Annotated in this window: 25 protein-coding genes; 12 read left to right on the forward strand and 13 right to left on the reverse strand. The window is 36.8% G+C overall.

Going from position 1 to position 25,845, the window contains the following annotated elements:
* The first annotated feature begins 304 nt into the window (after positions 1 to 304).
* The 7 genes from BM207_RS02095 to BM207_RS02125 all read left to right on the forward strand — a co-directional run bounded on the left by BM207_RS02095 (position 305) and on the right by BM207_RS02125 (position 7,478).
* Positions 305 to 1,033: a sensor histidine kinase gene (locus BM207_RS02095; protein ID WP_177217036.1), complete on the forward strand. Its 729-nt coding sequence runs from the start codon at positions 305 to 307 to the stop codon at positions 1,031 to 1,033.
* A gap of 2 nt (positions 1,034 to 1,035) precedes the next feature.
* Positions 1,036 to 1,680 (forward strand): response regulator transcription factor, encoded by a 645-nt coding sequence (locus BM207_RS02100; RefSeq protein WP_090991895.1) that lies wholly within the window; start codon positions 1,036 to 1,038, stop codon positions 1,678 to 1,680.
* Positions 1,681 to 1,704: 24 nt separating this feature from the next.
* Positions 1,705 to 2,307: a ribonuclease HII gene (locus BM207_RS02105; RefSeq protein WP_090991896.1), complete on the forward strand. Its 603-nt coding sequence runs from the start codon at positions 1,705 to 1,707 to the stop codon at positions 2,305 to 2,307.
* Between the two features lie 27 nt (positions 2,308 to 2,334).
* Complete coding sequence (locus BM207_RS02110) at positions 2,335 to 3,537, forward strand: glycosyltransferase family 4 protein (RefSeq protein ID WP_090991897.1); 1,203 nt, start codon at positions 2,335 to 2,337, stop codon at positions 3,535 to 3,537.
* 265 nt (positions 3,538 to 3,802) lie between these two features.
* Positions 3,803 to 5,455, forward strand: a complete 1,653-nt coding sequence (locus BM207_RS02115; protein WP_090991898.1) for a DUF3472 domain-containing protein — start codon at positions 3,803 to 3,805, stop codon at positions 5,453 to 5,455.
* A gap of 152 nt (positions 5,456 to 5,607) precedes the next feature.
* Complete coding sequence (gcvT, locus tag BM207_RS02120) at positions 5,608 to 6,687, forward strand: glycine cleavage system aminomethyltransferase GcvT (RefSeq protein WP_090991899.1); 1,080 nt, start codon at positions 5,608 to 5,610, stop codon at positions 6,685 to 6,687.
* Between the two features lie 77 nt (positions 6,688 to 6,764).
* The gene (locus tag BM207_RS02125) at positions 6,765 to 7,478 is read left to right on the forward strand and encodes a 2-phosphosulfolactate phosphatase (protein WP_090991900.1); all 714 of its coding nucleotides are present in this window, start codon (positions 6,765 to 6,767) and stop codon (positions 7,476 to 7,478) included.
* 1 nt (position 7,479) lies between these two features.
* Here the strand turns inward: BM207_RS02125 and BM207_RS02130 are convergent, their stop codons facing one another.
* On the reverse strand, positions 7,480 to 8,262 hold the full coding sequence (locus BM207_RS02130) for a patatin-like phospholipase family protein (protein ID WP_090991901.1): 783 nt from the start codon (positions 8,260 to 8,262) through the stop codon (positions 7,480 to 7,482).
* 10 nt (positions 8,263 to 8,272) lie between these two features.
* Positions 8,273 to 9,313, reverse strand: a complete 1,041-nt coding sequence (gene gldB / locus BM207_RS02135; protein ID WP_090991902.1) for a gliding motility lipoprotein GldB — start codon at positions 9,311 to 9,313, stop codon at positions 8,273 to 8,275.
* A gap of 45 nt (positions 9,314 to 9,358) precedes the next feature.
* Here gldB and BM207_RS02140 point away from each other — a divergent pair, with 45 nt between their 5' ends.
* Complete coding sequence (locus tag BM207_RS02140) at positions 9,359 to 10,030, forward strand: porin family protein (protein WP_090992065.1); 672 nt, start codon at positions 9,359 to 9,361, stop codon at positions 10,028 to 10,030.
* 36 nt (positions 10,031 to 10,066) lie between these two features.
* A complete protein-coding gene (locus BM207_RS02145; RefSeq protein ID WP_090991903.1) occupies positions 10,067 to 11,710 on the forward strand; it encodes an NAD+ synthase in 1,644 nt (547 codons plus the stop codon).
* A 6-nt stretch (positions 11,711 to 11,716) separates the two neighbouring features.
* Here BM207_RS02145 and lspA read toward each other — a convergent pair whose 3' ends face one another.
* From lspA to rsmI, 4 genes are read right to left on the reverse strand one after another with little or no spacing between them, the layout of a single operon-like run.
* On the reverse strand, positions 11,717 to 12,220 hold the full coding sequence (lspA, locus tag BM207_RS02150) for a signal peptidase II (protein ID WP_090992066.1): 504 nt from the start codon (positions 12,218 to 12,220) through the stop codon (positions 11,717 to 11,719).
* A gap of 5 nt (positions 12,221 to 12,225) precedes the next feature.
* The gene (gene lnt / locus BM207_RS02155) at positions 12,226 to 13,842 is read right to left on the reverse strand and encodes an apolipoprotein N-acyltransferase (protein WP_090991904.1); all 1,617 of its coding nucleotides are present in this window, start codon (positions 13,840 to 13,842) and stop codon (positions 12,226 to 12,228) included.
* Positions 13,843 to 13,848: 6 nt separating this feature from the next.
* Complete coding sequence (locus tag BM207_RS02160; RefSeq protein ID WP_090991905.1) at positions 13,849 to 14,433, reverse strand: PH domain-containing protein; 585 nt, start codon at positions 14,431 to 14,433, stop codon at positions 13,849 to 13,851.
* Between the two features lie 20 nt (positions 14,434 to 14,453).
* On the reverse strand, positions 14,454 to 15,161 hold the full coding sequence (gene rsmI, locus BM207_RS02165) for a 16S rRNA (cytidine(1402)-2'-O)-methyltransferase (RefSeq protein ID WP_090991906.1): 708 nt from the start codon (positions 15,159 to 15,161) through the stop codon (positions 14,454 to 14,456).
* Between the two features lie 48 nt (positions 15,162 to 15,209).
* Between rsmI and serS the strand changes: the two genes are divergently transcribed.
* The gene (serS, locus tag BM207_RS02170; RefSeq protein WP_090991907.1) at positions 15,210 to 16,481 is read left to right on the forward strand and encodes a serine--tRNA ligase; all 1,272 of its coding nucleotides are present in this window, start codon (positions 15,210 to 15,212) and stop codon (positions 16,479 to 16,481) included.
* A gap of 88 nt (positions 16,482 to 16,569) precedes the next feature.
* On the opposite strand, the gene BM207_RS02175 is transcribed toward serS, so the two are convergent.
* The 6 genes from BM207_RS02175 to ileS form a co-directional block, all read right to left on the reverse strand.
* Complete coding sequence (locus BM207_RS02175; RefSeq protein WP_090991908.1) at positions 16,570 to 16,881, reverse strand: hypothetical protein; 312 nt, start codon at positions 16,879 to 16,881, stop codon at positions 16,570 to 16,572.
* A 134-nt stretch (positions 16,882 to 17,015) separates the two neighbouring features.
* Positions 17,016 to 17,720, reverse strand: a complete 705-nt coding sequence (locus BM207_RS02180; protein WP_090991909.1) for an SIMPL domain-containing protein — start codon at positions 17,718 to 17,720, stop codon at positions 17,016 to 17,018.
* 146 nt (positions 17,721 to 17,866) lie between these two features.
* On the reverse strand, positions 17,867 to 18,394 hold the full coding sequence (locus BM207_RS02185; protein WP_090991910.1) for a GNAT family N-acetyltransferase: 528 nt from the start codon (positions 18,392 to 18,394) through the stop codon (positions 17,867 to 17,869).
* Between the two features lie 93 nt (positions 18,395 to 18,487).
* Entirely contained in the window at positions 18,488 to 19,090 is a 603-nt protein-coding gene (locus BM207_RS02190; protein WP_090991911.1) for a lipoprotein signal peptidase, read from the reverse strand.
* The gene (locus tag BM207_RS02195; protein ID WP_090991912.1) at positions 19,090 to 19,473 is read right to left on the reverse strand and encodes a TraR/DksA family transcriptional regulator; all 384 of its coding nucleotides are present in this window, start codon (positions 19,471 to 19,473) and stop codon (positions 19,090 to 19,092) included. The genes BM207_RS02190 and BM207_RS02195 overlap by 1 nt, the downstream gene beginning before the upstream one ends.
* A 6-nt stretch (positions 19,474 to 19,479) precedes the next feature.
* Positions 19,480 to 22,857, reverse strand: coding sequence for an isoleucine--tRNA ligase (gene ileS / locus BM207_RS02200; RefSeq protein WP_090991913.1), 3,378 nt, complete (start codon positions 22,855 to 22,857; stop codon positions 19,480 to 19,482).
* Positions 22,858 to 22,937: 80 nt separating this feature from the next.
* On the opposite strand from ileS, the gene BM207_RS02205 reads away from it, so the two are divergent.
* A complete protein-coding gene (locus BM207_RS02205; RefSeq protein WP_090991914.1) occupies positions 22,938 to 23,123 on the forward strand; it encodes a hypothetical protein in 186 nt (61 codons plus the stop codon).
* 10 nt (positions 23,124 to 23,133) lie between these two features.
* Positions 23,134 to 23,397, forward strand: a complete 264-nt coding sequence (locus BM207_RS02210) for a hypothetical protein (protein WP_090991915.1) — start codon at positions 23,134 to 23,136, stop codon at positions 23,395 to 23,397.
* 6 nt (positions 23,398 to 23,403) lie between these two features.
* Here BM207_RS02210 and BM207_RS02215 read toward each other — a convergent pair whose 3' ends face one another.
* Positions 23,404 to 25,683 (reverse strand): efflux RND transporter permease subunit, encoded by a 2,280-nt coding sequence (locus BM207_RS02215; protein WP_245768007.1) that lies wholly within the window; start codon positions 25,681 to 25,683, stop codon positions 23,404 to 23,406.
* Between the last annotated feature and the right edge of the window lie 162 nt (positions 25,684 to 25,845).

The following is a 25,845-nucleotide window of genomic DNA, read 5'->3' on the forward strand; positions in this document are numbered from 1 at the left end:
CTGTAGGGAATGTTGTCTTAATGCTGCTTGTTTTTCTTGAAATATTGAAACAGATCAAATCAGAGAAAATACTATTATTTAGAGAGAATTTTATGTTCTATATTAATATTGGGATTATGGTATTTTATATCGGAACGCTTCCCTTCTTCTCGTTTTATGGTTTAATTTTAAAAAACTTGAGCTTATGGACGAATTATTATATTTTTTTTATGGTCGCTAATCATATTATGTATTTATTGTTTATTTCAGCTTTTTTATGGGGGAAACCGAATACACATTAGTTATCATCGTTTTTAACGTTTTTTTGTTAGCGTTCATAGCTGCTGCTATTACGTTTGTGGTGCAATACAAAAATAAGAAGAGAGAAAATCAAGCTCGACTTGCCCAACAACAAATCATACATCAAAAGGAACTGCTTTCAACAGAAGTAGAAATCCAATCGCAAACAATGCAGCATATCGGTCGGGAAATACACGACAATGTAGGACAAAAGCTAACCTTGGCAAGTTTATATACCCAACAATTGGCCTATGAAAATAAAGCTCCCGATATAAATGAAAAAATTGAAATCATTGGCGAAATTATTAACCAATCTCTAGCAGAGTTAAGGCAGCTGTCCAAATCCTTAACAGATAATAAAGTCGAAAAAGGAAATATAAACGATCTTTTAAGGCAAGAATTTGTTAGAATAGGAGAATTAAAGAAATATAAACTTAATTTAGCTATCGCTCTTGAAGAACTAACCTTACCTTATCAAACCAAAAGCGTAATCGTAAGAGTTACCCAAGAATTTTTGCAAAATAGCATAAAGTACGCGAATTGTAAAACTTTAAGTATTTCTGCTTCTAAAGTTGAAGATCATCTTAAGATAGTATTAGCGGATGATGGTATTGGCTTTGATTTGTCGAGTGTGAAAGATAAAGGTATAGGCTTGGTAAGCATGAAAAAGAGAATTGAATTGATTGGTGGCAGTTATTTGCTGGAAAGCAAGAAAGATGAAGGTACAAGACTAACCGTACAAATTTCCTTATAACCATGAAACATAGTATCGTAATTGTAGATGACCATATTTTAATTGCCAAGGCAATAGGAAGTATTTTAGCAAATTTCAAACAATTTGAAGTGCTTTACGAATGTGAAAATGGAAAAGAATTGCAGGAAAAATGTAACCATAAAAATAATGTGCCTCATATTGTGTTATTAGATATTAGCATGCCTATAATGGATGGTTTCGAAACTGCAAAATGGCTTAAAGAAAATCACCCGGACGTGATTGTAATGGCATTAAGTATGCAAGATGACGAACAGAGCTTAATAAAAATGGTTAAATGCGGTGCAAAAGGTTACTTACTTAAAAATGTGCATCCTGTTGAATTAGAGAATTCGTTGAACAGCCTCATAAAAATGGGTTTTTACTATCCCGATTGGGCAGCAAACAAAGTGTTTTCGAGTATTAGCAATGGCAACACCGAGTCGGATGAAAAAATTCACTTCACTGAAAGAGAAAAGGATTTTTTGCGTTATACTGTAACAGAGATGAGTTATAAAGAAATAGCGGATCAAATGTTTTGCAGTCACCGAACAGTTGAAGCTTACAGAGACAGTTTATTCGAGAAATTAGGGTTGAAGTCTCGCGTAGGCCTTGCCGTTTATGCAATCAGGAACGGTTTTGATAGTTAGCATAAGAATTGATACTTTTATAACATGTTATTAAATTGTTATCAGGAAATTCATGTGGAAGCAGGATGCGATGAGGCGGGTAGAGGCTGTTTAGCTGGTCCTGTTTTTGCAGCTGCAGTGATTTTACCCAAAGATTTTTATTTAGAAGGCTTAAATGACTCGAAACAATTAAATCATATCCAAAGAGAAAAATTAAGACCAATCATTGAAAGAGAAGCACTTTCATGGGCTGTTGCATCCGTGGATCACGAAGAAATAGATCGGATCAATATTTTAAATGCGTCTTTTTTGGCAATGCACCGAGCTATTGAAAAATTGGTGATCCAGCCTGGTTATCTTGTTATAGATGGAAATAGATTTAAGGCATACGCCAAAATCCCACATACCTGTATTGTTAAAGGTGACGGTAAATTTTTAAATATCGCAGCAGCTTCTATTTTGGCAAAAACGCATCGAGATCAATTTATGGAAACCATTGGCGTGGAGTATCCTCAATACAATTGGCAAAAAAATAAAGGGTATCCAACTGTTGCCCATAGAACTGCCGTAATTGAAATGGGCCTATCGCCATTTCATCGTAAAACTTTTAATGTGAGTGATCCACAACTTACAATTTCTTTTGAATAAGGCTGATATTTCGTAATTTCAGCCTTAGTGAAAGCTTTAATTTTAACCAACCGAGTTCCCTTTCCGCCTAATAGTGGATACCCAATTGTTGTTTACAATACCATAAAAGGTTTGTTAAACCTTGGGGTAGAAATTTCTCTGTTTAGTCTTAATGTAAGCAAACACAGAGTAGATGTGGATGATATTTATGACCTGGTATTTGAGAAAATTAATTTCCATTCCTACCATATTGATATAGAGGTAAATATTTGGGGAGCTTTCTTTAATATTTTTTCTAATCAATCTTACAATGTTTCTCGTTTTTATGATGATGATGCAGCAAGAATCTTAGAAAATGTGTTGCGGGAAAATGAGTTTGATATTATCCAGTTTGAAGGTTTGTTTGTGGTGCCATATTTAGATTTGGTGAAGGCAAATAGTAAGGCAAAGTTAATTTATCGGGCACATAATATTGAATTTGATGTTTGGGAACGCTTAGCCGCAAGAGAACGGTTTACGCCTCGAAGAAAATATTTAGAGTTTTTATCTCGAAGGTTAAAGATTTATGAAAAGGAACAAATTAACCGTTTTCATCAAGTGTTTGCAATCAGCGAGCCGGATAGACAAAACATATTGCAATTTGGGTGTCAGACTAAACTTGATGTATTCCCTGTAGCAGTAGATTTTGAAAAATACAAAGTCGATTTGACCAAAACAAGCTTTCCTACTTTATTTCATTTAGGAGCAATGGACTGGCGACCGAATAAGGAGGGACTAGAATGGTTCTTAGAAGAGATTTGGCCCGACATTGAAAAATTAAGCGGAGAGTTGAGATTTTATATTGCCGGAAAGAACATGCAGCGCGAATTTTTTGACTATGATTCTGATAACTTAATTGTTGAAGGGGAGGTATTCGATGCTGTAGAATTTATGAATTCAAAAGCAATTATGATTGTTCCACTCTTATCAGGTAGTGGTATGCGGGTAAAAATTATAGAGGGGATGGCTATGAAAAAATGCATTATAGCCACTTCTATGGCCGCAGAAGGTATAGCGTGTGAACACGGAAAGGATATCTTAATTGCAGATACACCAGACGAATTTTATCGATCGATCCTTCAGTGCATTACCCAGCCCCATAGATGGCGAGAAATTGGAGAACAAGCCCGTAAAACGGTAGAACGAGATCACGACATCAACGGGAATACCAAGCGAATGTTAGCAATCTATGAGAGCCTTACCACCAAATAGCGATGAGATTTGAAATCCTGAAATAAAAACACATTAAAACGGTAAATAAAAGGCAATCAAACGTTTGTGCGGTATTTTGTAATACTAAGGTTAAAAATTGCGCATTTTGTCGAACCGATAGCTCGAGATTATTCATAAACTAAGATTTAATTTCTTATTAACAATTTGATAGGCAAACGTTTGCGTTTAATTTATACAGGTTAAAACATAAAAAGAGATTTAACTTGTTGTTAATTAACCTAAACCAATACTTAAACCTTTTGTTATGAAACTCCAACCATTAAGTCACCTTTTAGTATGTATAATCGTATTGTTCGGTATCGGATGCAAAAAAAGTGATACCCTAGCGCATTCATCAGAAAATTCTACCGAAGAAGGAGCAACCAATATCAAAAAAACTAGCAAGACTGGCATAGCAGCCACAGAAAATGCCGCCCCATCACAGCATCTTTTTTTTACCTTTCCTACTGACGCAATTCTTAAAATGCACAAAATTAAGGTGACGCAATCAGCAAACTCTTCCTATTTTTCGGTTCATAATTATACAGGGGGGTACGCGGGCATTCAACAGACTTCGAGTACTGCTTATGGCACTCCCAATATCCTTATATCTTCGTTATGGGATCCGAATACAGCTGGAAACATACTTGCAACGGCTTCCTATGTTGCTCCCACTACGGTAAGTAGCAGGTTTGGTGGCGAAGGAGATGGTGCAAAAACTATCAATCCGTATAATTGGTCGCTTAATGTATGGTATAATGTGGTATTGAGATCGTGGAAGGCGAATAACAAGTTGTATATCGCAACCTTTATCCAAAACCTGTCCAATAATAATTGGTTTCACACCTCTACGTTAACTATTCCTGAGCGTACTACTTTCTTAGGGAAAAATAATGATGCATTTTTAGAAAATTGGGAAGGATTTCAATATGACGGAAGCTACGAAAGAAAAGCGTTTTTTAAGGATTGTTGGAATTTAACTACTGGTAACCAATGGGAAAAACATACCTCAAGAAGTTTTAGTGCTAATGCCAATGATGCTTATCGAAATGGGATCTATGATAGAGCCTTTAATGCAGGATATGACGCAAATGAAGATGCTTATTTTATGGAGCACGGTGGCAATGTTGTACCCAGTGCAGCCTTTGGGCAAGGGCGCACACTTAATTTGCCTGTTCAAACCAACCAAGGAAGTGCCCCCATTATTACCACGGGTAGTATCACATCAGTTTCAGCGAACTACAGTAATGGTTCGGTTGCAGTAAGCTGGATCATTAATCAAACTAAGAGCCCACAATTCTCCTCTAAAGTGGAGATTTTAAACTCGTCGGGCACTGTAATCCATACCGCTAATGACAATTTACCGGAGAAAAGGACTACAAATATTCCTATTTCCTTGTCGACCGGTAATTATACGGCAAGGGTAACTATTACCGACATTTTTAACCAGGTCTCGTCAGCTTTTACCAGTGCTTTCGTGGCAAGTACGAATGCCATCACTACTGGAACATATAGATTAGTTAACGCAAATACTGGAAAATCTTTAGATAACTTGGGTGTTTCAACAAACGGATCGGGGATAGGGATATATTCAACTAATAGTGGAAACAATCAAAAATGGGTTATTACGCTCAATGGGGGTTATTATAGGATTAGCTGTGTAAGTGCGCCAGGAAAATCATTAGATAGTGGTAATAACACAGCCGATGGCTCAGCAGTTATTCAATATTCAGATAATACCGGGACTAATCAGCAATGGTCGTTGGTTTCAACAGGGGATGGATATTACTATATCATTAACCGCACAAATGGTAAATATTTAGATTCAGTAAATGGCACAACAAATGGATCACTTGTTAAATTCTGGTCATTATCTGCTGGTAGTACTAATCAAAAATGGTCTGTTATAGCGCTCTAATAATTAGTTAATTATAAACTTGTCTAAAGTAAAGCAGGTTGCAGATGGCTTTACTTTAGATTTTTACTTGAAAGTTTTAGATAACTTGATAAATTATGCTAAAAACATTGGTCAATTCTTAGTATTTTTGGAGCTTATACTTAAAAAACCAAATGAAGAGTACCGCATTATCAGAGAAACATATCACATTAGGGGCTAAGATGGTTCCTTTTGCAGGTTATAATATGCCCGTTCAATATGAAGGAATCAATGCCGAACACGCAACTGTAAGAAGCGCAGTAGGTGTTTTTGATGTTAGCCATATGGGAGAATTTATTTTGAAAGGTGAAAATGCCTTAGATTTAATTCAGCGTGTAACTAGCAATGATGCTTCAAAGCTGTATGATGGTAAAGTACAGTATTCTTGTTTGCCAAATACTACAGGAGGTATTGTTGATGATTTATTAGTATATCGTATCGACGAGAAAACATATATGTTGGTAGTAAATGCATCCAATATCGAAAAGGATTGGAATTGGATCCAGCAATTTAATACTGCTGAGGTAGAAATGCATAATATCTCAGATCAGACTTCTTTATTAGCGATTCAGGGACCAAAAGCTGCTGATGCATTGCAAAGCTTAACAGACATTGATTTAGCTTCAATGGAGTATTACAGCTTTAAAAAGGGTGTTTTTGCCGGTGTAGACAATGTAATAGTTTCTGCAACGGGTTACACTGGTGCTGGCGGTTTCGAGATTTATTTCGAAAACAAATATGCCGATCAAATATGGAATGCAATTTTCGAGGCTGGAAAATCTTATGGCATTAAACCGATTGGTTTAGGCGCTAGAGATACCTTGCGTCTAGAAATGGGCTTTTGCTTATATGGAAATGATATTGATGATCAAACTTCTCCAATTGAGGCTGGTCTAGGTTGGATTACCAAGTTCACAAAAAATTTTACCAACTCCGAAGCGCTTTTAGCGCAAAAGGAAGCTGGAGTAAAAAATAAACTAGTTGGTTTTGAAATGATTGATCGAGGCATTCCCCGCCACGATTATCCAATTGTTGATGAACAAGGAAACTCCATTGGTAGAGTTACTTCTGGTACCCAATCGCCATCTCTGCAAAAAGCAATTGGAATGGGTTACGTAAACAAAGAATTTGCTAAGGAAGGAACAGAAATCTTTATCGAAATTAGAAATAACAAGATCAAAGCTAAAGTTGTAAAATTCCCTTTTTTTAAATAGCGTTATGAGTTATGAGGTGTGTGTTTCCTATTTAGACGCATATACCCATAACCTATAGCCCATAACCGATAATCCTTTTGTCTAGAACCATCGAAGTTTGCCTTACACCTGCCTTGTTGCATTTATACGCAATTGAAAAGAGCATTGTTGTTGTAATCGATATCTTGAGGGCAACGTCATCTATTACGTATGGTTTAGAAAATGGAGCTGAATCGATTATTCCAGTGGCACAAGTAGAGGATTGCTTAAGGTATAGTAATAAAGACTATTTATTAGCAGCCGAACGCAATGGTGAGGTGGTGCCGGGTTATGACTTTGGAAATTCACCTTTCTCTTATACTCAGGAAAAAGTGGCTGGTAGAACGATTGTTTTAACCACTACAAATGGTACAAAGGCAATGCATATGGCTCAAAAAAGAGCCCACCAAGTAGTTGTGGGCTCTTTTTTAAACCTAACAGCACTATGCGATTGGCTAAAGGTGCAAGATAAAAATGTATTGTTATTATGCGCAGGTTGGAAAGATCAATTTAATTTAGAGGATACCTTGTTTGCGGGTGCAGTGGTTAATAGACTCCGAAAAGACTTTATGCATTTCGACGATGCATCTGTAGCGGCCGAGGATATGTACTTATTGGCAAAGGATGATTTAAGAACCTATCTAAAAAAATCTTCACACAGCCATCGTCTTGAACAATTAAACATTGAAGAAGATGTTCAGTTTTGTTTAAAATTGGATGTATGTAAAGTTATTCCCGTTTTAGATGGAGAGCGATTGGTAAAGTTGTTTTAGGTCATTTCTTTTTAACCATTTCTTGCATTGTTTCGTTAGATTTTATTGCTTTAAGCGCCTCTTCGTGGGCTAGCCAATAAATTGTCTCGGCTTTTTTCATGTCGAAGGTGCTAATTTCGCCCATCCCTTTAGGTTCGATCAATAAATTACAGAATTTAGCTTTGCGCTCCATATCGTGATTGATGGACATAATCCCTGCACGTTGCATCAGGTGTGAAATCCGCGTAATCTTGTCTACAGGCTTGAGATGATTACAAGATGATCCAATAATATAGTCGCAATTATCCAGCAGAGGTTCAACTGGGAAATTGTTTAAAATACCCCCGTCAACAAACATTTGATGCTCAATCATAATTGGTTTAAAAATCCCAGGGATACAGCTCGACGCAAGAATCGATCGGATTAATGGTCCTTTAGTAAAATAAGTTAGATTGCCTTCGCTAAAATTTGTAGCACATATAGTTAATGGTATTTTAAGGTCTTCAATTTTATCATGTGGGAAATAGTCCTTTAATATTTCACGCGTATTTTCAATATTGATCAAGCCAAGAGAGCCAATCGCCGGCCGTATAAAACGCAATAATTTGGTTTTAATGAAAATATTTAACCCTTCTTCAGGGTCGATGCCCGCTGCATAAAAGGCTCCGGCAATAGAACCTGCACTTGTTCCACTGATGTGACTGAATTTTATGCCAGCATTCATGAAAGCTTTTAGAATGCCTAGGTGTGCTATGCCTCTAATTCCTCCGCCAGATAATACGATACCAATTTTTGGTTTAGCCATTGTTTGATGTTTAATTGTCCTTTATCTTCGGTTTATATTTAGATTTGGTTAATATTTTCTGAGCATCGGTATCGGTCATTAATTGCTGTAATGAAATAGTTGGATTTTCTGCCATATACTTTCTTACAATTTGCCAGCCAATCCAAATTCCTAGTTTGGGCGCCGAATCTGCTCTATCTCCTAAACCAGCAGTGAATGGCCCATCGGTTAAATACATTTTGATTTTGTGGATATCTGTTTTATATAACAGTTCATTTTCCAATAGCACTCCCCAAATATTTCCTTCAAAATTTTGGCACCAGGCTAATTGTCGACCCGTGTATCCAATTTTAACCGTATCGCTCACCGCCTCGGGCAATACCTGATCCATAAAGTATAAAATTTTCCCGTTATAAATCATTTGTGATAATAAGGTGCGATCTTCATCCCTTGGCATAAAAAGCTCCTGTCTTGCAAACTCTTCGGTGACTCTCGGGACAATATAAATTGGATCAAAGCGCCTAGATTGATATCTGGGAATGCTCTCTACTAATGCCGGGTAAAATTTACTATCTTTTCCCAAAAACATATCAAGACCTATTCCCATGTAATTTTCACCGATAGGAATTTGGTAAGAGAAGCCGGATAAGAAAGAAATAAAATGTGGAACCTTAATTTTGGGATAATAATACTTAATATATTTAAAGGTTTGAGTTAAGTCTCTTTCTAAAATATCAAGATTAGGGTACACACTATCTACTTCATGATTCAAATCCTCGTATGCGCTCCCTTTATATAGCTCTTCAAGAACTTGTATTCTTTTTAAGTCTGGATTTCCAACCATTCTGGTAATGAAGTCATTGTAAAATTGGCCGTACTTTTTCTGTAATAGTTGATCTACAACGGCAAGATCTTTGCTCTTCCCTTTATACAGATCTTGATCGAATCTTTGTATTTTAATGTCAAGGTTAATGTGACCTACATCCGGTTTTTGATCTTGCTGACAAGAAAAAATAATCACAACACATAGAAAGAATAGATAGATTTGGAGATGTTTTACGTTATTGTTCATTATAACAAATATAACCACAAGTAGATGAAAAGAAACTACATTCGAATGAAAACAATCATAATTGGATCGTTAATGATATTTTTAACGAATCAAACTAAGGCACAAAGTCTCGCAAGACCATATTATGGTTTTAGACTTGGGTTAACAGCGCACCCTACATTTGGTAGCATAAAGGCTGAAGAAGGTAAGCGCAAAGGCACTAATTTGGGCTTTTCTTATGGCTTGATGGGAGATTTTAATTTTGCTGAGAATTATAGCTTTAACACGGGGATAACTGTAACAACTATCAATGGAAAAAGTACAGAAAAGAATGCGATGCCATACCATGCTGTTGTAAGCAGTACTGCGCCGGTTGCGTATGATTTAAAATATAAGATGCAGTATGTCGAGATTCCTCTAGTGGTTAAATTGAAAACGTCTAAAATTGGTGCTATTAAATGGTTTGGTCAGTTCGGTTTGTCAAATGACTTTAGGATTAAAGCCAGACAAGACGCCAGCAATACAAACGGTGTGTTAGCGGATAATGTTAATGCTTCCGATTGGACTCGTTTTTATAGGGCAGGGCTTATCATTGGTGGTGGTGGAGAGTTTGATCTTGATGAGCATACTAGCTTAATGGGTGGACTTTCTTTTAATAACGGCCTTACCAATATCACTAACTCAAAAAATATGGTCAGAAATCATTTTGTATCCTTAAATTTGGGAGTTTTCTTTTAATAGTGGGTATAACGCTTAAATAACAAATCGTATCTAATGAAGATAGCACTAGCGCAACTTAATTATCATGTAGGTAATTTTGAATATAATACGGAAAAAATAATTTCAAATATTAGCGAGGCTAAAAAGTTGGGCGCAGATATTGTTGTATTTGCAGAGCTGGCTATATGCGGGTATCCACCTCGCGATTTTCTGGAGTTTAATGATTTTATCAGCCAATGTGAAAGTGCTACACAGGAAATTGCAAAACATTGTTTAGGTATTGCAGCTATTGTAGGTCTGCCAATTAAAAATGATGTTTTAGAAGGAAAGGATTTATATAATGCAGCCTATTTTATGGCTGATGGGGAAGTGAAAGCAATCACCAGAAAAGCATTGTTGCCAACTTATGATGTTTTCGATGAATACCGATATTTTGAACCTAATACCTTGTTTAAGGCGATTGATTTTAAGGGGAAACGGATAGCCTTAACCATTTGCGAAGACTTATGGAATATCAATGACAACCCACTATATGTTTCTTGTCCTATGGATGAGTTGATAAAAGACAGTCCGGATTTAATGATTAATATTGCGGCATCGCCATTTAATTATCGCCATGATGAGGATAGGATTAAGATTTTATCCGATAATGCAAAGGAATATAAATTGCCTTTATTCTATACTAACCAGGTTGGAGCCCAAACAGAAATTATTTTTGACGGGGGATCTCTTGTCTTTAATGAAGAGGGGGAATTAAAGGCAGAGATGAAGTATTTCGAAGAGGACCTTCAGGTATTTGATTTAGAGGATGTAATTAAACGCCCTTCTTCGCAAATACTAAGCACAGAACGCCCAAATGATATTGCTCAAATCCACGACGCATTGATCTTAGGTATAAAAGATTATTTTCAAAAATCTGGATTTACAAAGGCAGTTTTAGGCTTGTCGGGTGGCATAGATTCTGCAATAGTATGTGCATTGGCCTGCCGTGCACTGGGCGCGGAAAATGTAATGGCGGTTTTAATGCCTTCAAAATATTCAAGCGATCATTCTATCAAGGACGCATTGGATTTGGTTGGGAACATTGATTGTAAACATGAGATTATTGAGATAGCACAGGTAGCTGATGCATTTGATCAAGTTATGGCGAGACCATTTAAAGACCTTCCTTTTAACTTAACAGAAGAAAATATCCAAGCTCGTTGCAGGGGGATAATTTTAATGGCTATGTCTAATAAGTTTGGCTATATTTTATTGAATACATCGAATAAAAGCGAGTGCGCAGTAGGATATGGTACATTATATGGCGATATGTGTGGTGCCATTGGCGTAATTGGGGATGTATATAAAACTCAAATATTTCAATTGGCGAGGTACATTAATAAGGATGGAGAACTTATTCCTGAGCATACTATCATAAAACCACCATCGGCAGAATTAAGGCCAGATCAGAAGGATTCTGATTCATTACCAGATTACGATGTACTGGATCAAATTCTTTTTCAGCATATTGAATTACAGCTGGGGTCAAAAGCCATTATTGCAAAAGGATTTGACGAAAGCTTAGTGCAGCGGATTTTAAAAATGGTTAATCTTGCAGAGTTTAAACGCTACCAAACCCCACCCATATTACGAGTTTCACCTAAGGCTTTCGGTATGGGGAGACGAATGCCAATTGTGGGTAAATATATGGCGTAGAGGTTTTTATCTTTGAGTTTTTATTATTTTACCTCTTAGAGATTGGAATAGTAAGATTCCAATTCCTACCATAATCGAAACGTCTGCAAAATTAAAGACCCCTGTACTAAATAGACCAAGGTCCATGTGAAGAAAATCTGTTACTGATCCGAACATTACCCGGTCATAAATGTTACCAATGCCACCTCCTAGTAAAAAAGACATTCCCAGCTGCATAAGCTCGGGTAAATCGGTTTGTGTAAGTAAATAATATAGGCCAAACCCTAATACAAAAATGGGCATTAGACTTAATAAAGTAAATCTTACAGCCACAGGTAAATTGTCGCCCATGCTCAAAAATGCACCTGTATTTTCGACTTTCGTTAGCGTTAAGATGTTTTTTATCAAACTTATGTTTTCGTGATAATCAACTTTTTGACGCACTATGGTTTTTGAAACCTGGTCGCAACCCACATTTAAGCCAACCAAAAAAAGCAGTACTAGCAGTTTTATTGTCTTTTTCCTCTTCATGATTTTTATTTCTTTATCCATTTTCTATATGGAATGATCAAAGCTAGCAATACACCCATTATAGCAAACAATTTAGCTAAGAAGTCTCCGTTATTAGCATAAACAGTAATTGTGTCGTTTAGGTTGATGTCTTCTTTCAGCGCTGTGCTCGTCCACCATTTTGATTGTTTAACTATATCTCCTCTTTGATTGATGAAGCCAGAAATACCCGTGTTTGCTGATCTCACAACCCATCGCCTGGTTTCAATTGCCCTTAATTTGGCATACAACATATGTTGATCTTTTCCTGAGGTATTTCCCCACCAACCATCGTTGGTAATTATGGCAATAAATTGGGCGCCATTTTTAACAGATTCACCAATCCAACTGCCCCAGATAGATTCGTAGCAAATTACAGGTGCTACACCTATTCCACTGTGTGCATAGAAAACATCGGGATGATCTTGCCAGCCCCAGCCTGAAACGCTTCCTCCTAACTTTTCAAATACTGGTGCCATAAATGAAAACACCTTCGGGAATGGCATTTTCTCTACCCCGGGCACTAATTTGGATTTATGATAAAAAGCTACTTGTGCTGAGTTTTCTATTTGCAGCGCAGCATTGTAATTATCGAAGAATACTCCCGGCTGTTTTTTAGATTCTTTGGCAGAAACAGTTTTTTTAGAACTATAGGTTTTGATGCTTTCAATACCAGTAATCAATGTGCCATTTTTGTATTTGCTTAAGAATTGTTGGGCAGCAATAAAATCAGGGTGACTTCTAATCGCATCTTCCTCAACATATACTGGCATAGCTGTTTCCGGCCATATAAAATATTCGGTATTTACTTGTGCTGCAGAATCGGATAAGCGGGTTAAAATCCCTAATTGTTGAGCAGGACTAACTTTCCCAAACTTCTCATAGGGATCAATATTGGGTTGTACAACCACTACATTTACCGGTAGGGCTTTTTCTTTATAGGTAAAGTAAGTGTAGAGGGAATAACCAATAGGTAATAAGAGTACTAGCAATGAAGAAATAATGGGCCGGTAACTTTTAGTGTCTTTTTTAACAAAGGCTTTATAGCTTTCAAATAGGAGAATATTGCTAAGCAAAATCCAAATAGAACCGCCGTAAACTCCTGTAAATTCATACCATTGTATGAGTTGATGCATTCCGGCAAAACCATTGCCCAATGTCATCCATGGAAAGGCAAGATCCCAGCTCTGGTGAAGATACTCCATCGAGACATAAAATGCTATTAACCCCAAATATGCAAGCTTAAGATTTACATAACTCTTTAAACGATAGTATAACCAAAAAGCAAAGGTCATTAGCAATGCACCTAATCCGTAAGGGATTAAAGAAACTAATAATGACACCAAACTTTCTATAAAATTAGTGCTAGCGCTATTAATTGCATTGTACACCCAATAAATAGAAGCTGTATTCCAAATCAGGAATGTTAAACCTGCAGTTAAGAAAACTTTCTTGCCTTTTCTGGGCTTGTCAATACTTTCAAGCGCAATAAGCAGTGGCACTAAACCGACAAGTAATAATGGTGCTAACCAAATATGAGGAGGCCATGCCAACCACATTAAAAGGGCACTAAGCAGCGCTAGTAGATAATTTTGATGTTTCATTCCTGATTAAAAACTTGCTAAAATTGCTGCTTTTTTGTTTTCGTATTCTTCGAGTGTGATCAGCTGCTTGTCGTATAAGGTTTTGAGCTTTCTCAATTTCAAGGTTGTTTCATCCTCAGTCTCTTCTATAAATGATTGCTCAATTATTTGAGCGTCTTCAATTTCAAGCTCAATATTTTTTTGTGAGGATTGCATATTAGCAGTGAATTGTGCTAACTGTTCGTTTGCTGCCTGATATAACTTCCTGGCTTGTGTTTTTGGGATAAATTCGGTTACAATGTTTTCTCCATGCTGTGGAACGCAGATAAATTTAGAACCAAAAAATTCTTCTTTAAAAGAAACTTCTTTGATGTTCTTCCAAGAGATATCTTTGAAATTCATCGTTAAACCTAAATTTGCGGGTTCGCAATAAAAGATGCGCTTATTGCTTACGGCAATACTATCGGGTAACAAATTTACTGCTGGCTTTTTCTGAACCGCTAAATAGACAAGCTCTTCGCCCGAAGTTAGGAGGTCAGCTAATTTGCTAATCACCTTTTCTACCGCTTTAACGTCTTGCTCGTCATTTAAAAATTTATCTATGTTTATCATGTTCTATATTGTCCTTTAATTTAATCCTTACGCTTTGTTCCTTTTCCTTTGTTCTTTACTCCACCGGCTACACAAATTACGAATTCTCCTTTTAATATATTGTTTTCAAAATGTGATTTTATTTCTAGCACAGTTCCCCGAACGGTTTCCTCATACATTTTAGTTAACTCCCTGCTTACAGAAGCTTGCCTGTCTTCACCTAAAAATTCCCCAAATTCACTCAGTGTTTTAAGTAGGCGATGTGGACTTTCATAAAAAATCATCGTGCGTTCTTCACTCGCCAATAGTTTTAACCGCGTTTGTCTCCCTTTCTTGACTGGCAAAAATCCTTCGAAAACAAACTGATCACTCGGTAATCCCGAATTTACCAATGCAGGCACAAAGGCTGTTGCCCCGGGTAAGCAGTTTACTTCTATTTCATTTTTTAAAGCCTCACGTACCAGAAAAAAACCAGGGTCGGATATAGCGGGTGTTCCTGCGTCAGATATCAAGGCTACATTTTGCCCCTGTTTCAAGAATTTAATGATCTCGGAGGTTGCCTTGTGCTCATTATGCTGATGATGGGAGAAAGCCTTCTTATCTATTTCAAAGTGCTTCAGCATTGGAGCGCTTGTGCGAGTGTCTTCTGCTAAAATTATATCTACTTCTTTCAATATCCGGATCGCTCTAAAAGTCATATCCTCTAAATTGCCAATCGGTGTAGGTACGAGGTATAGTTTGCCAGTCATAGTTCGCATTGACGAGTTAAGTTATTATCTTTGTGAAAAAATAAAATAATGTTGCAAGTTAACTATATCCGCGAAAATAGAGAGAAAGTTTTAGAGCGCCTTAGCGTGCGCAATTTCAAACAACCAGAATTGGTTGATCGGATCATCTCCATCGATGAAGAACGCCGTCAAACTCAAACTTCGCTCGATAACTTATCTGCTGCCGCAAATACTGCTGCGAAACAAATAGGTGAGTTAATGCGTAGCGGTAAAAAGGAAGAAGCAGAAGCGGTTAAAGCAAACTCTGCCGGACACAAAGAAAGCATTAGAAATCTTTCTGAGAAATTAGCCGAACTGGAAGCAAGCCAATTTAATCTGTTAGTTCAGTTGCCTAATTTGCCTCATGATTTGGTGAAGGCTGGAACAACACCAGATGAAAATGAGATTGTTCTGGTTCATGGCCAACCGGCACAATTACCAGCTGATGCAAAACCGCATTGGGAATTGGCAGCAAAGTACGACATCATTGATTTTGAGCTCGGTGTTAAAATAACCGGAGCAGGATTTCCCGTGTACAAAGGGAAAGGCGCCCGTTTACAACGTGCCTTGATTAACTTTTTTCTAGATCAAGCGATCGAAGCTGGCTATAAAGAAGTGCAGGTGCCTCACTTAGTAAACGCGGCTTCTGGATTTGGAACTGGGCAATTGCCGGATAAAGAGGGGCAAATGTATCATTCAACGGTTGATGATTTATATTTAATCCCCACTGCTGAAGTCCCGGTAACTAATTTGTACCGCGATGTAATTTTAAAGGAAGAAGAATTACCGATCAAAAATACTGCTTATACCCCTTGTTTTCGCAGAGAAGCTGGTTCATATGGGTCACACGTTCGTGGTTTAAATCGCTTGCATCAGTTTGATAAAGTGGAACTGGTACAAGTAACACATCCAGATAGTTCTTATGAAACTTTAGAAGAGATGGGCAGGTATGTACAAAGTCTGCTGCAAAAATTAGGTTTGCATTATCGCGTGTTACGTTTATGTGGGGGCGATATGGGTTTTGGTTCTGCTATGACTTATGATATGGAAACTTGGAGTGCTTCGCAAGAACGTTGGCTAGAGGTGTCATCAGTATCTAACGTAGAGACTTTCCAAAGTAACCGTTCAAAGATCCGTTTCAAGGGTAAAGAAGGTAAAACGCATTTAGCGCATACTTTAAATGGAAGCGCTTTAGCATTACCTCGTATCGTGGCATCAATCTTAGAGAATTATCAAACCGAGAACGGGATTATCATTCCGGAAGTGCTCAGGAAATACACTGGTTTTGATATAATTGATTAAAATATTTTAAAAAACAAAGGTCAATACTTTAACAAACTGTAAAATTTGTCAAAGTATTGACCTTTTGTTTATAGGTAGATCTAGGGTCTTATAAGATTAAGATCAACAATAAGATGATGATGATAATCGCTCCAACTGAAAGATACACACCTTGCTGTAAAGCACGCGCTTGTTCTTTCATTTCTTTTAATTCCTTACGTAAAGCTCTTTTTTCAGTTCTGTTTAAGTTTGATTTATCCATATTGCGGATTTCTTCAACTCGATTTACTAATCTTTCAAACTGAACTTTTTGCTCCGCAGTTAATTCTTTTTTTGGCTCGTTTTTATCGGCTGCCGAAACAGTATTGGTACTAATTCCTAAAGTGAAAACAAGTACTAATGTGTAAATGAATTTTTTCATAATTTTTGATTTTAAACGTTTTGTTCACGGTTACTTACTTAGCTATAAACAAAAAACCTACCAATATTTACTTGATAGGTTTTTGATGTTAAATAAGCTGATTTGATCAAAAGGCTGTCTACTCTAGTAGGCAGTTATTTAATTTCGAACACTGTATTTACTACATAATTCAATTTTATTTTTTTAAAATCTAGTTCTGGGGCAGCGGCATCAGCAGCCATAGATTCACCCTTCATCATCATTACATTGGCACGGTACATCGGTTGTGGATAAGCTTCATTATTTACCTCTTGAATATCGATTACACCACCTAATTTTTCTCCCAGGGCTTCTACCATGTACATCGCTTTTGCTTTCGCAGCTTGTAAAGCTTTAATTTTTAATTCTTTTTTCAAATCTTCAATTTTGGAGTAATCGTAACTTTCGATATTGGTATATGCAATTCCTTTTGCATCAACAGCGCTAATTAGTTCATTCCATTTATTTAAATCAGTTACCTTTAAACGATATTGCTTGCTTGCTAAGAAATCTGGGTTTTTCTTTTTCTCGGTCGCATAGTTATAGCTTGAGATATTGTTAACCATTAGGTTTTCTTTTGCTATTCCAGCTTTTAATACAGCATTATACAATTGATTTTCTAAATCGGTAATGTCTACTCTTTTTTTACTATTGTTGTCTTTAAAGTATTCTTTTAGAGAGATACTTAAATAAATAATGTCCGGAGTTACTTCAGCTTCAGCTGAACCACTAACGTTAATTTTCTTTCTTAAATCTACTTGTTGCGCCATTGCACTCATACTAAATAAGGCAATAAAGGCTAGGGTTATTAATTTTTTCATCTTTTTAATTTTTTGTGTGTATACCAATTGGATGTAAATATCGTACCAATTCCATATGCTTGATGAAAAATAAGGGAAATTCAGAGGGTAAATACCAAAATTTCAAGGATTTAAAATTTTTTGATTTTCTTAGCGGAACTTTCGAATTATTCGTTTCTATTCACTTCGTAGACAAAATTCAACTTAACAGGTTCTCCGTAATAAGCGACATTTATTTCTCCTGTTTTAGTTGCACCAATTTTCTCAGCTGCTTTTTGTGAACGAAAATTGGTGGCTCCAATATGCAAGATTATTTTGTCAACATATTGAAAAGCATAATCAAACATTAAGTTTTTAATTGCAGCATTGTATCCTTTGCCCCAATACTTTCGCCCTATAAAGGTATAACCTATTGCAATAGCATTAGCGTCTTTATCGTAGTATCTGGTGCTTCCAATAACCGTATCACTGTCGGCTTCGTAAATAATAAAACCTCCTTTACTCTCCATTGCACCTTCGAAGAATTTCTCGAGAACTTTACGTTTATACCGATCTCTATTAGGGTGTTGTTCCCAAATTAAAGGGTCTGAAGCTACCGCAAATAGGGCTTCGAAATCAGTTTTCTTTAAAGGAACTAGTTTTACTAACTCATTAGCGAGGGTAGGCTGTAAATCAAAATATTTCTCTGTTTTCATCTTACTTAGCAAGCTGCTTAATAGGTTCCAAAAAAAGCCGCTGATGTGCAAATTAAAATGTGCATATCAGCGGCTCGAATGTGTTTTATTTTTTTAATCTTCTACTGTTTCGTTATTGATGCCTATTTCGTCATTAACTTCTTCTTTAAAATAGGTCTTCTGAAATACTAAAATTGCAATTACACCTATAGAAATAGCGGTGTCTGCAATATTAAATACAGGACGGAAAAATACTAGCTCTTCACCTCCCCAAATTGGGAACCATGACGGGAAATGGCTATTTACAATTGGAAAATAGAGCATGTCCACTACACGGCCGTGAAATAAAGTTTCATAATCATAAATTACTCCATAAAATACTGAATCGATGATATTGCCTAAGGCTCCAGCAAAAATCAACGCAACATTTAAAATTAGCCCTCTATGATATTTACGTTTAATTAAATAGTGTAAGCCATATCCAATTCCAGCAACTGCAATCACCCTAAATAAGGATAAAGCTAATTTTCCGAACTCTCCACCAAACTCTAAACCAAACGCCATCCCATTGTTTTCGGTAAAGTGGATGATAAACCAGTCGCCCAAGATCTTAAATTCTTGACCAAGAAACATGTTCGTTTTTACCCAAACTTTAGAAGCTTGGTCGACCAGCAGCACTAAAAATATTAAGAGTAATGGTTTTGTATAGCCCTTCATTAACCCTGCTTCAATTTTGCTTCCATACTTAACGTCGCATGAGGAACTGCACGTAAACGCTCTTTTTGTATGAGTTTTCCTGTTTCTCTACAAATACCGTAAGTCTTATTTTCAATCCGAACTAATGCAGCTTCTAAATTGTCTATGAATTTTTTCTGACGTGCAGCTAATTGATTGATTTGCTCTTTTTCCAAAGTAGCAGAACCATCCTCCAAAGTTTTATAAGCTCCAGATGTATCTTCTGTGCCGTGTGCATTAGGATTACTTAACGAAGAGGTTAACGAAAGAAATTCTTCTCTAGAGCTTTTTAATTTTCCTTGGATCAGCTCTTTAAACTCTTGTAATTCGCTATCAGAGTAGCGCGTTTTTTCAGTTTTTTCCATTTTATTTTATTGTTTGGCAATTAAAATTTGTAGTTCAACATCTTCAATTACTATTTTGTTTCCGTTTTCTATGCTTTCTGACAAATGAATGTCGTCAGCTAATATTTCTGCGCAAATGTAGGCCTTGTTTTGCAAAATTGCATCTGTCATAAGATGATGCTTTTGTAAATTTACGGTTATCCGATCGGTAACTTCAAACGCTAACTCTTTCCGTAAATTCTGAATACGATTAATTAACTCACGAGATAACCCCTCATTTTTTAATTCGTCAGTAATACTCACATCTAGTGCAACAGTTAAGTTGCCTAAATTAGTTACTTGCCATCCAGGTATATCTTCAGCAATTATTTCTACATCGCTTAATAGGATCGAGTATCCCGCCTCAGTTAGTGAGATTGAACCATCACGTTCAAATTTGGCTAAATCTTCTTGGGACATAGTTGAGATGGCTTCGGCTACCAACTTCATATCTTTCCCAACTTTAGCACCCAATGCCTTAAAATTAGGTTTAACCTTTTTCTTAATAAAACCAGCAGTATCAGTAATGAAATCTATGGCTTTGATATTTGTCTCTGATAAAATTAAATCTTTTACCAACTCAACTTTAGCCTGGAAATTATCATCTAAAACTGGAATTAATACTTTAGCCAAAGGCTGACGAACATTAATGCCCATTTTCTTACGAAGTGAAAGCACCATGGATGAGATGTTTTGTGCTAACTCCATTCTTTCGTTTAACGCATCATCTACCAAGTCCGTGTCTGCTTCATTCCAAGAAGTTAAATGCACAGATTCGGAAGCGATGCTTAAATTTTTATATAACCAATCGGCAAAGAAAGGAGCTACAGGGCTCATTAATTGCGATATGCTCATCAGGCAGGTAAATAACGTTTCATAAGCCGCTTTTTTATCAGCTGTCATCTCACCTTTCCAAAAACGACGACGGGAGAGACGGATGTACCAATTGCTCAAATGCTCGTCTACAAAAGTTTGGATTGCTCTGGTAGCTTTTGTAGGCTCATATGCATTAAAACTTTCATCAACCTCTGCAATTAATGTTTGTAATAAGGATAAAATCCAGCGATCTAATTCACTGCGTTGTTCAATAGGGGTTTGGTAATTTAAGTCGATTTCAAACTTATCGATATTCGCATATAAGGCAAAGAAAGAGTAAGTATTATAAAGCGTTCCGAAGAATTTACGGCGTACTTCATCTAACCCGTCTAAATTAAATTTTAGGTTATCCCATGGTGATGCATTGCTGATCATATACCAACGGGTAGCGTCGGCACTATAGGTATCGATTGTGCTAAATGGATCAACAGCATTGCCTAAGCGTTTAGACATTTTATTGCCATTTTTATCTAATACCAAGCCGTTTGAGACCACATTTTTATAGGCAACACCTAAATTGTTTACGTGCTTGTTAATAGCTTTAACCTCATCGCTGCTTTCGCTTAACATTACTGCAATTGCGTGTAAGGTAAAGAACCAGCCCCGAGTCTGATCTACCCCTTCTGCAATAAAATCTGCAGGATAGGCATTTTCAAATTCTTCCTTGTTTTCAAAAGGGAAATGCCACTGTGCGTAAGGCATTGCGCCACTATCAAACCATACATCTATCAGGTCTAACTCACGGGTCATTTTCTCGCCTTTTGCAGACACTAAGATTACCTCATCAACATAAGGACGATGCATATCTTTTAGCTCGAAGCCTGCGGGCATAAATCCTGCAGCAATTGATTGTTGTATAGCAATGTTTAATTCTGCAATTGAACCGATGCATTTCTCTTCAAGGCCATCGGCCGTACGCCAAATCGGTAAAGGGGTGCCCCAGTAACGCGAGCGTGATAAATTCCAGTCGACCAAATTCTCCAGCCAGTTTCCAAAACGTCCTGTTCCGGTCGCTTCAGGTTTCCAGTTAATTGTTTTATTTAGCTCAACCATTTTCTCTTTCACCGCTGTAGTTTTAATAAACCAACTATCTAATGGGTAATAAAGTACCGGTTTATCGGTTCGCCAGCAATGTGGATAGGTGTGAACGTATTTTTCTACTTTAAATGCTTTATTTTCTTCTTTTAACTGGATTGCAAGTGCTACATCAACAGATTTCTCCGGGGCCTCGCCATCAGCGTAATATTCATTTTTAACATACTTGCCGCCATAATTATCGCCAAGTGAGGTAATAAATTTACCTTGTAAGTCGACCAATGGAACGGGGTTCCCATTGTCATCTAAAACAAGCATCGGAGGAACCTCGGGAACAGCTGCTTTAGCCACTCTAGCATCATCCGCACCAAAAGTGGGTGCTGTATGAACGATACCAGTACCATCTTCTGTAGTTACAAAATCTCCGGAAATTACCCTGAATGCATTTTCTGCATTTTGGTAAGGCAACACGAATGGTAAAAGTTGCTCGTATTTGATGCCCACTAAATCTGCGCCTACAAATTCATTTAGGATAACATATGGTATCTTTTTGTCGTCGGCCTGGTAATTCTTTAAATCATCATTACTTTCAGCTAAAAAATATTTCCCGGTAAACTGTTTGGCAACGAGAGCTTTGGCCAAAATAACTTGGATTGCTTCAAAAGTATATTGATTAAAAGTCTTAACCAATACGTAGTCAATTTTAGGACCTACAGTTAGTGCCGTGTTACTTGGTAAGGTCCAAGGTGTGGTAGTCCATGCTAAAAAATAAACCTCACCATCTATTTGCAATGAACTGGGTAAGCTCTCCTTTTTTGCTTTAAATTGCGCAACAATTGTGGTGTCGCTCACATCTTTATAGGTTCCTGGTTGGTTTAATTCATGTGAGCTTAAACCTGTACCGGCGGCTGGTGAATAGGGCTGCACCGTATATCCTTTGTACAATAAGCCTTTATCATAAAATGATTTTAAAATCCACCAAAGCGTTTCAATATATTCGTTATGATAAGTAACATAGGGTGCCTGCAAATCAACCCAATATCCCATTTTTTCAGTAAGGTCATTCCAAACATCTGTGTAACGCATAACTTCTTCTTTACAAGCTGTGTTATAAGCTTCTACAGAAATTTTCTTACCGATGTCATCTTTGGTAATACCTAATTTTTTTTCAACTGCAAGCTCAATTGGTAAACCATGAGTATCCCATCCGCCTTTGCGTTTAACTTGATAACCTTTAAGTGTTTTGTAACGACAAAAAATATCTTTAATAGCGCGTGCCATCACATGGTGAATTCCAGGCATGCCATTCGCCGAAGGAGGACCCTCGTAAAAAGTAAAAGGCTTAGCTTTTGAACGGGTGCTAATGCTTTTTTCAAAGATCATTTCCGCCTTCCAAAAATCTAGTATCTCTTTACCTATTTTAGCTAATTCTAAAGTTTTAAATTCCCTATACATCAATCAAGTATCTTCAAAAATTAAGGATGCAAAGTTACAGTTTTAGAATGAATTATGGTAGTTTTGTTTGAATTTGTTTTATGGATAAGTACCTCAAAATAGGATTAATAGCGATGGCAGCTGCGGTTGTATTATTACCAACTGCTATTTTATTGAAAAGTTGGAGCGAGCAAGCCATGTTTGTTGCTTTAGTTTCGACAATGATTTTAGAACTTATTGGTTTAATTTTTGTTATCATCAGTATAATCAAAAAAAGAAGAAGTTAAAAACTAAGCCATGTTAAAAGTTTTAAAACTACAGAAAGCTGTTTACATCATTATTCTAGGAGTCTTGACACTTATAGCGTCTCAAATTATGAGCGAAAATAAAGTTGCTAGAAGTAGTCTGGTTTTAGGAATTTCTGGTGTTTTGTTAATTATTGGGGCTTTAATGTTTCTTTATCCCATATTATTTGCCAAAAAAGTGGATGCAGACGGCCAAAAAGTTGAGCTTCAACCTATGGAAAAAGAGTTAACAGAAGAGGAGCAAGCGGCGTCATGATAGTTGTCAATGATCATCCAAATTTTCTTCATTCCTTGCAGCTTCTTCAGCCGGAATTAGTTTCCGCATTTTTTTCTTATCCAGCCAAAGCATTAAGGCCGGAAGTAAGGTTAAATTGAATACCAAAGCTACGAGCAAGGTTATGGATAGCAATAAGCCTAATACCACAGTACCTCCGAAAGTTGAGGCAGTAAAGATTCCAAAACCAAAAAATAGGATCAATGCAATGTGGGTCATGCTAACCCCTGTTTCCCTGATTGTATCAGAAACAACTTTATTTACAGGGTAATTGGTAAGTGTGAGTTCTTGTTGATAGCGTGTGAGGAAATAAATTGTCTGATCAGAAGCTAAGCCAAATGCAATGGTGAAAATTAAAATTGTAGAAGGTTTAAGAGGGATGTGAAAAAAGCCCATCAAACCTGCCGTGATAACCAGTGGTACAATGTTAGGCAATAGCGAAACGAACATGATGCCCAAGCTTTTAAATTGGGCTAATCTGAGCAAGGAAATTAAAATAATAGCCAACCCAATACTTTCAAATAAGTGCTCCAAAAGGTAATCAGTTCCTTTAGAGAATATTATACTGGAACCGGTTAATTCTACATTAAATCTTTTTGGTGATAAAATGGAATCGATCCTGGGTTTTAACTCTAATAATAATTCATCCAATCTTTTTGAACCTACGTCAGCCATTTGAAAACTTACTCTTGCGGTTTGCTTATCCTTATCTACAAAATTAGTGAGCATATTTCCATTACCTTTTCCAGAATTTGCTGCATAAGCCAATATGAAGTTTTTTTCAATATTTGTGGGTAGTCGATAGAATGCCGAATCGCCATTATAAAATGCTTGAGATGCATATTTTAGGCCAGTGTTTAGCGATATAGATCTAGAGAACTCAGGATAGGCTGCAATCATCCGTTCCATCCGGTCAATTTTGTTGAGCGTGCTAATGCTTAAAACTCCATTCTTTTTTCTTGTATCCACACTGATCTCGAGTGGCAGGATACCTTCGAAGTTTTTTTCGAAAAATTTAAGGTCAGTTAAAATCTGCGAGCTTTTAGGTAAATCATCAACTACATAGCCGTTGATATTGATTTTGTAAATTCCGATAAAGGAAACTGCAGTTAAAATAAAAGTTATTACATAGATCAATATGCTTTTTTGTTGTACGAGGATGTCTGTTTTTGCCAATAAGTGGTCTAAGAAATTAGGTACGTGCGGTGTGTTGGCTTTTCCTTTTGGAAGCGGTAAGTAACTAAAAATGATAGGGATCAAGCATAGGCACATTAACCAGGTAAACATCACATTTAGGGCTGCCACGCCGCCGAATTGCATTAAAAGCTCACTACCGGTAAAGTATAGCACTCCAAAGCCTATCGCCGCAGTTACATTGGCAATTAGCGTGGTAATGGCTATCCGTTCAATTGTAATGCTTAGGGCTTTTTGTTGGTCGCCATGCTTTTTTAGTTCGTTATGGTATTTATTTAATAGTAAAATGCTGTTAGGAATACCGATAATGACAATTAAAGGAGGTACCAGCCCGGTTAAGATAGTGATTTCATAGCCCAATAATACGAGGGTACCTAGACTCCAAACAACGCCCATAATTACAACCAAGATAGGGAAGAATACGGCATAAAAATTTCGGAAGAAGATAAGCAATATCAATGCAGAAACCAAGATAGACAGGCCGAGGAATAGTACAAATTCTTTGGAGACAAGGGCACTCGTTGCTGTCCTAATAAAGGGTAAACCCGACAGATGAACATCAATTTTAGTGCTTTGCTGAAATGTTTTTGCTTTGGCTTCAATCTCTTTTAGGATGGGGTTTCTGGCGACTGAATTTAATATTTTCGAATCGAAAGTAATGGCCATTAAAGTAGCGCCGCTTGTTCGGTTAAACAAGAGACCGTCGTAAAAAGGCATGCCAAGAATCTTGTTTTTCAGGGAATCCATTTCTGCATCGTTTCTAACAGGAGTAGCGGGAATCGAACTAACTACAAATTTTTGGTTGATGGTGTCTTTTTGAAGTTCAAATAGCTTTCCGATAGATAACACTCCTTTGATACCCTTTAGTTGCTGGATTTCATGAGTAAGCTGTACCCATTTAGTGTAATTTTGCTTCTGGTAGATGGAAGAGTCGCTAATTCCTAACACCATTACACTTCCATCTTCTCCAAATTGTTTTTTGAAGCTATTATATTTAATAAACACTGAATCGGTTAGGGGCAAAATTTTACTTCCTGCATAGGAGAGCTTTAAATTTTTGCCATTCCAGGCCATGAAAATGGTTATAACCAAGAAGAAAATAAGAAGAGGAATTCGATTCTGAAGTATAGCCCTGGAGAGTTTAGCCCACATATCAACTGCATTTTAAAAAGGTAAAGAAAGTATAAAAACTGCTGAATACAAAATAAAAACCTTCTTTTGTTGTTAGACAAACAG

Source organism: Pedobacter insulae (assembly GCF_900113525.1).
In the GTDB taxonomy this organism is placed as follows: Bacteria; Bacteroidota; Bacteroidia; order Sphingobacteriales; family Sphingobacteriaceae; genus Pedobacter; species Pedobacter insulae.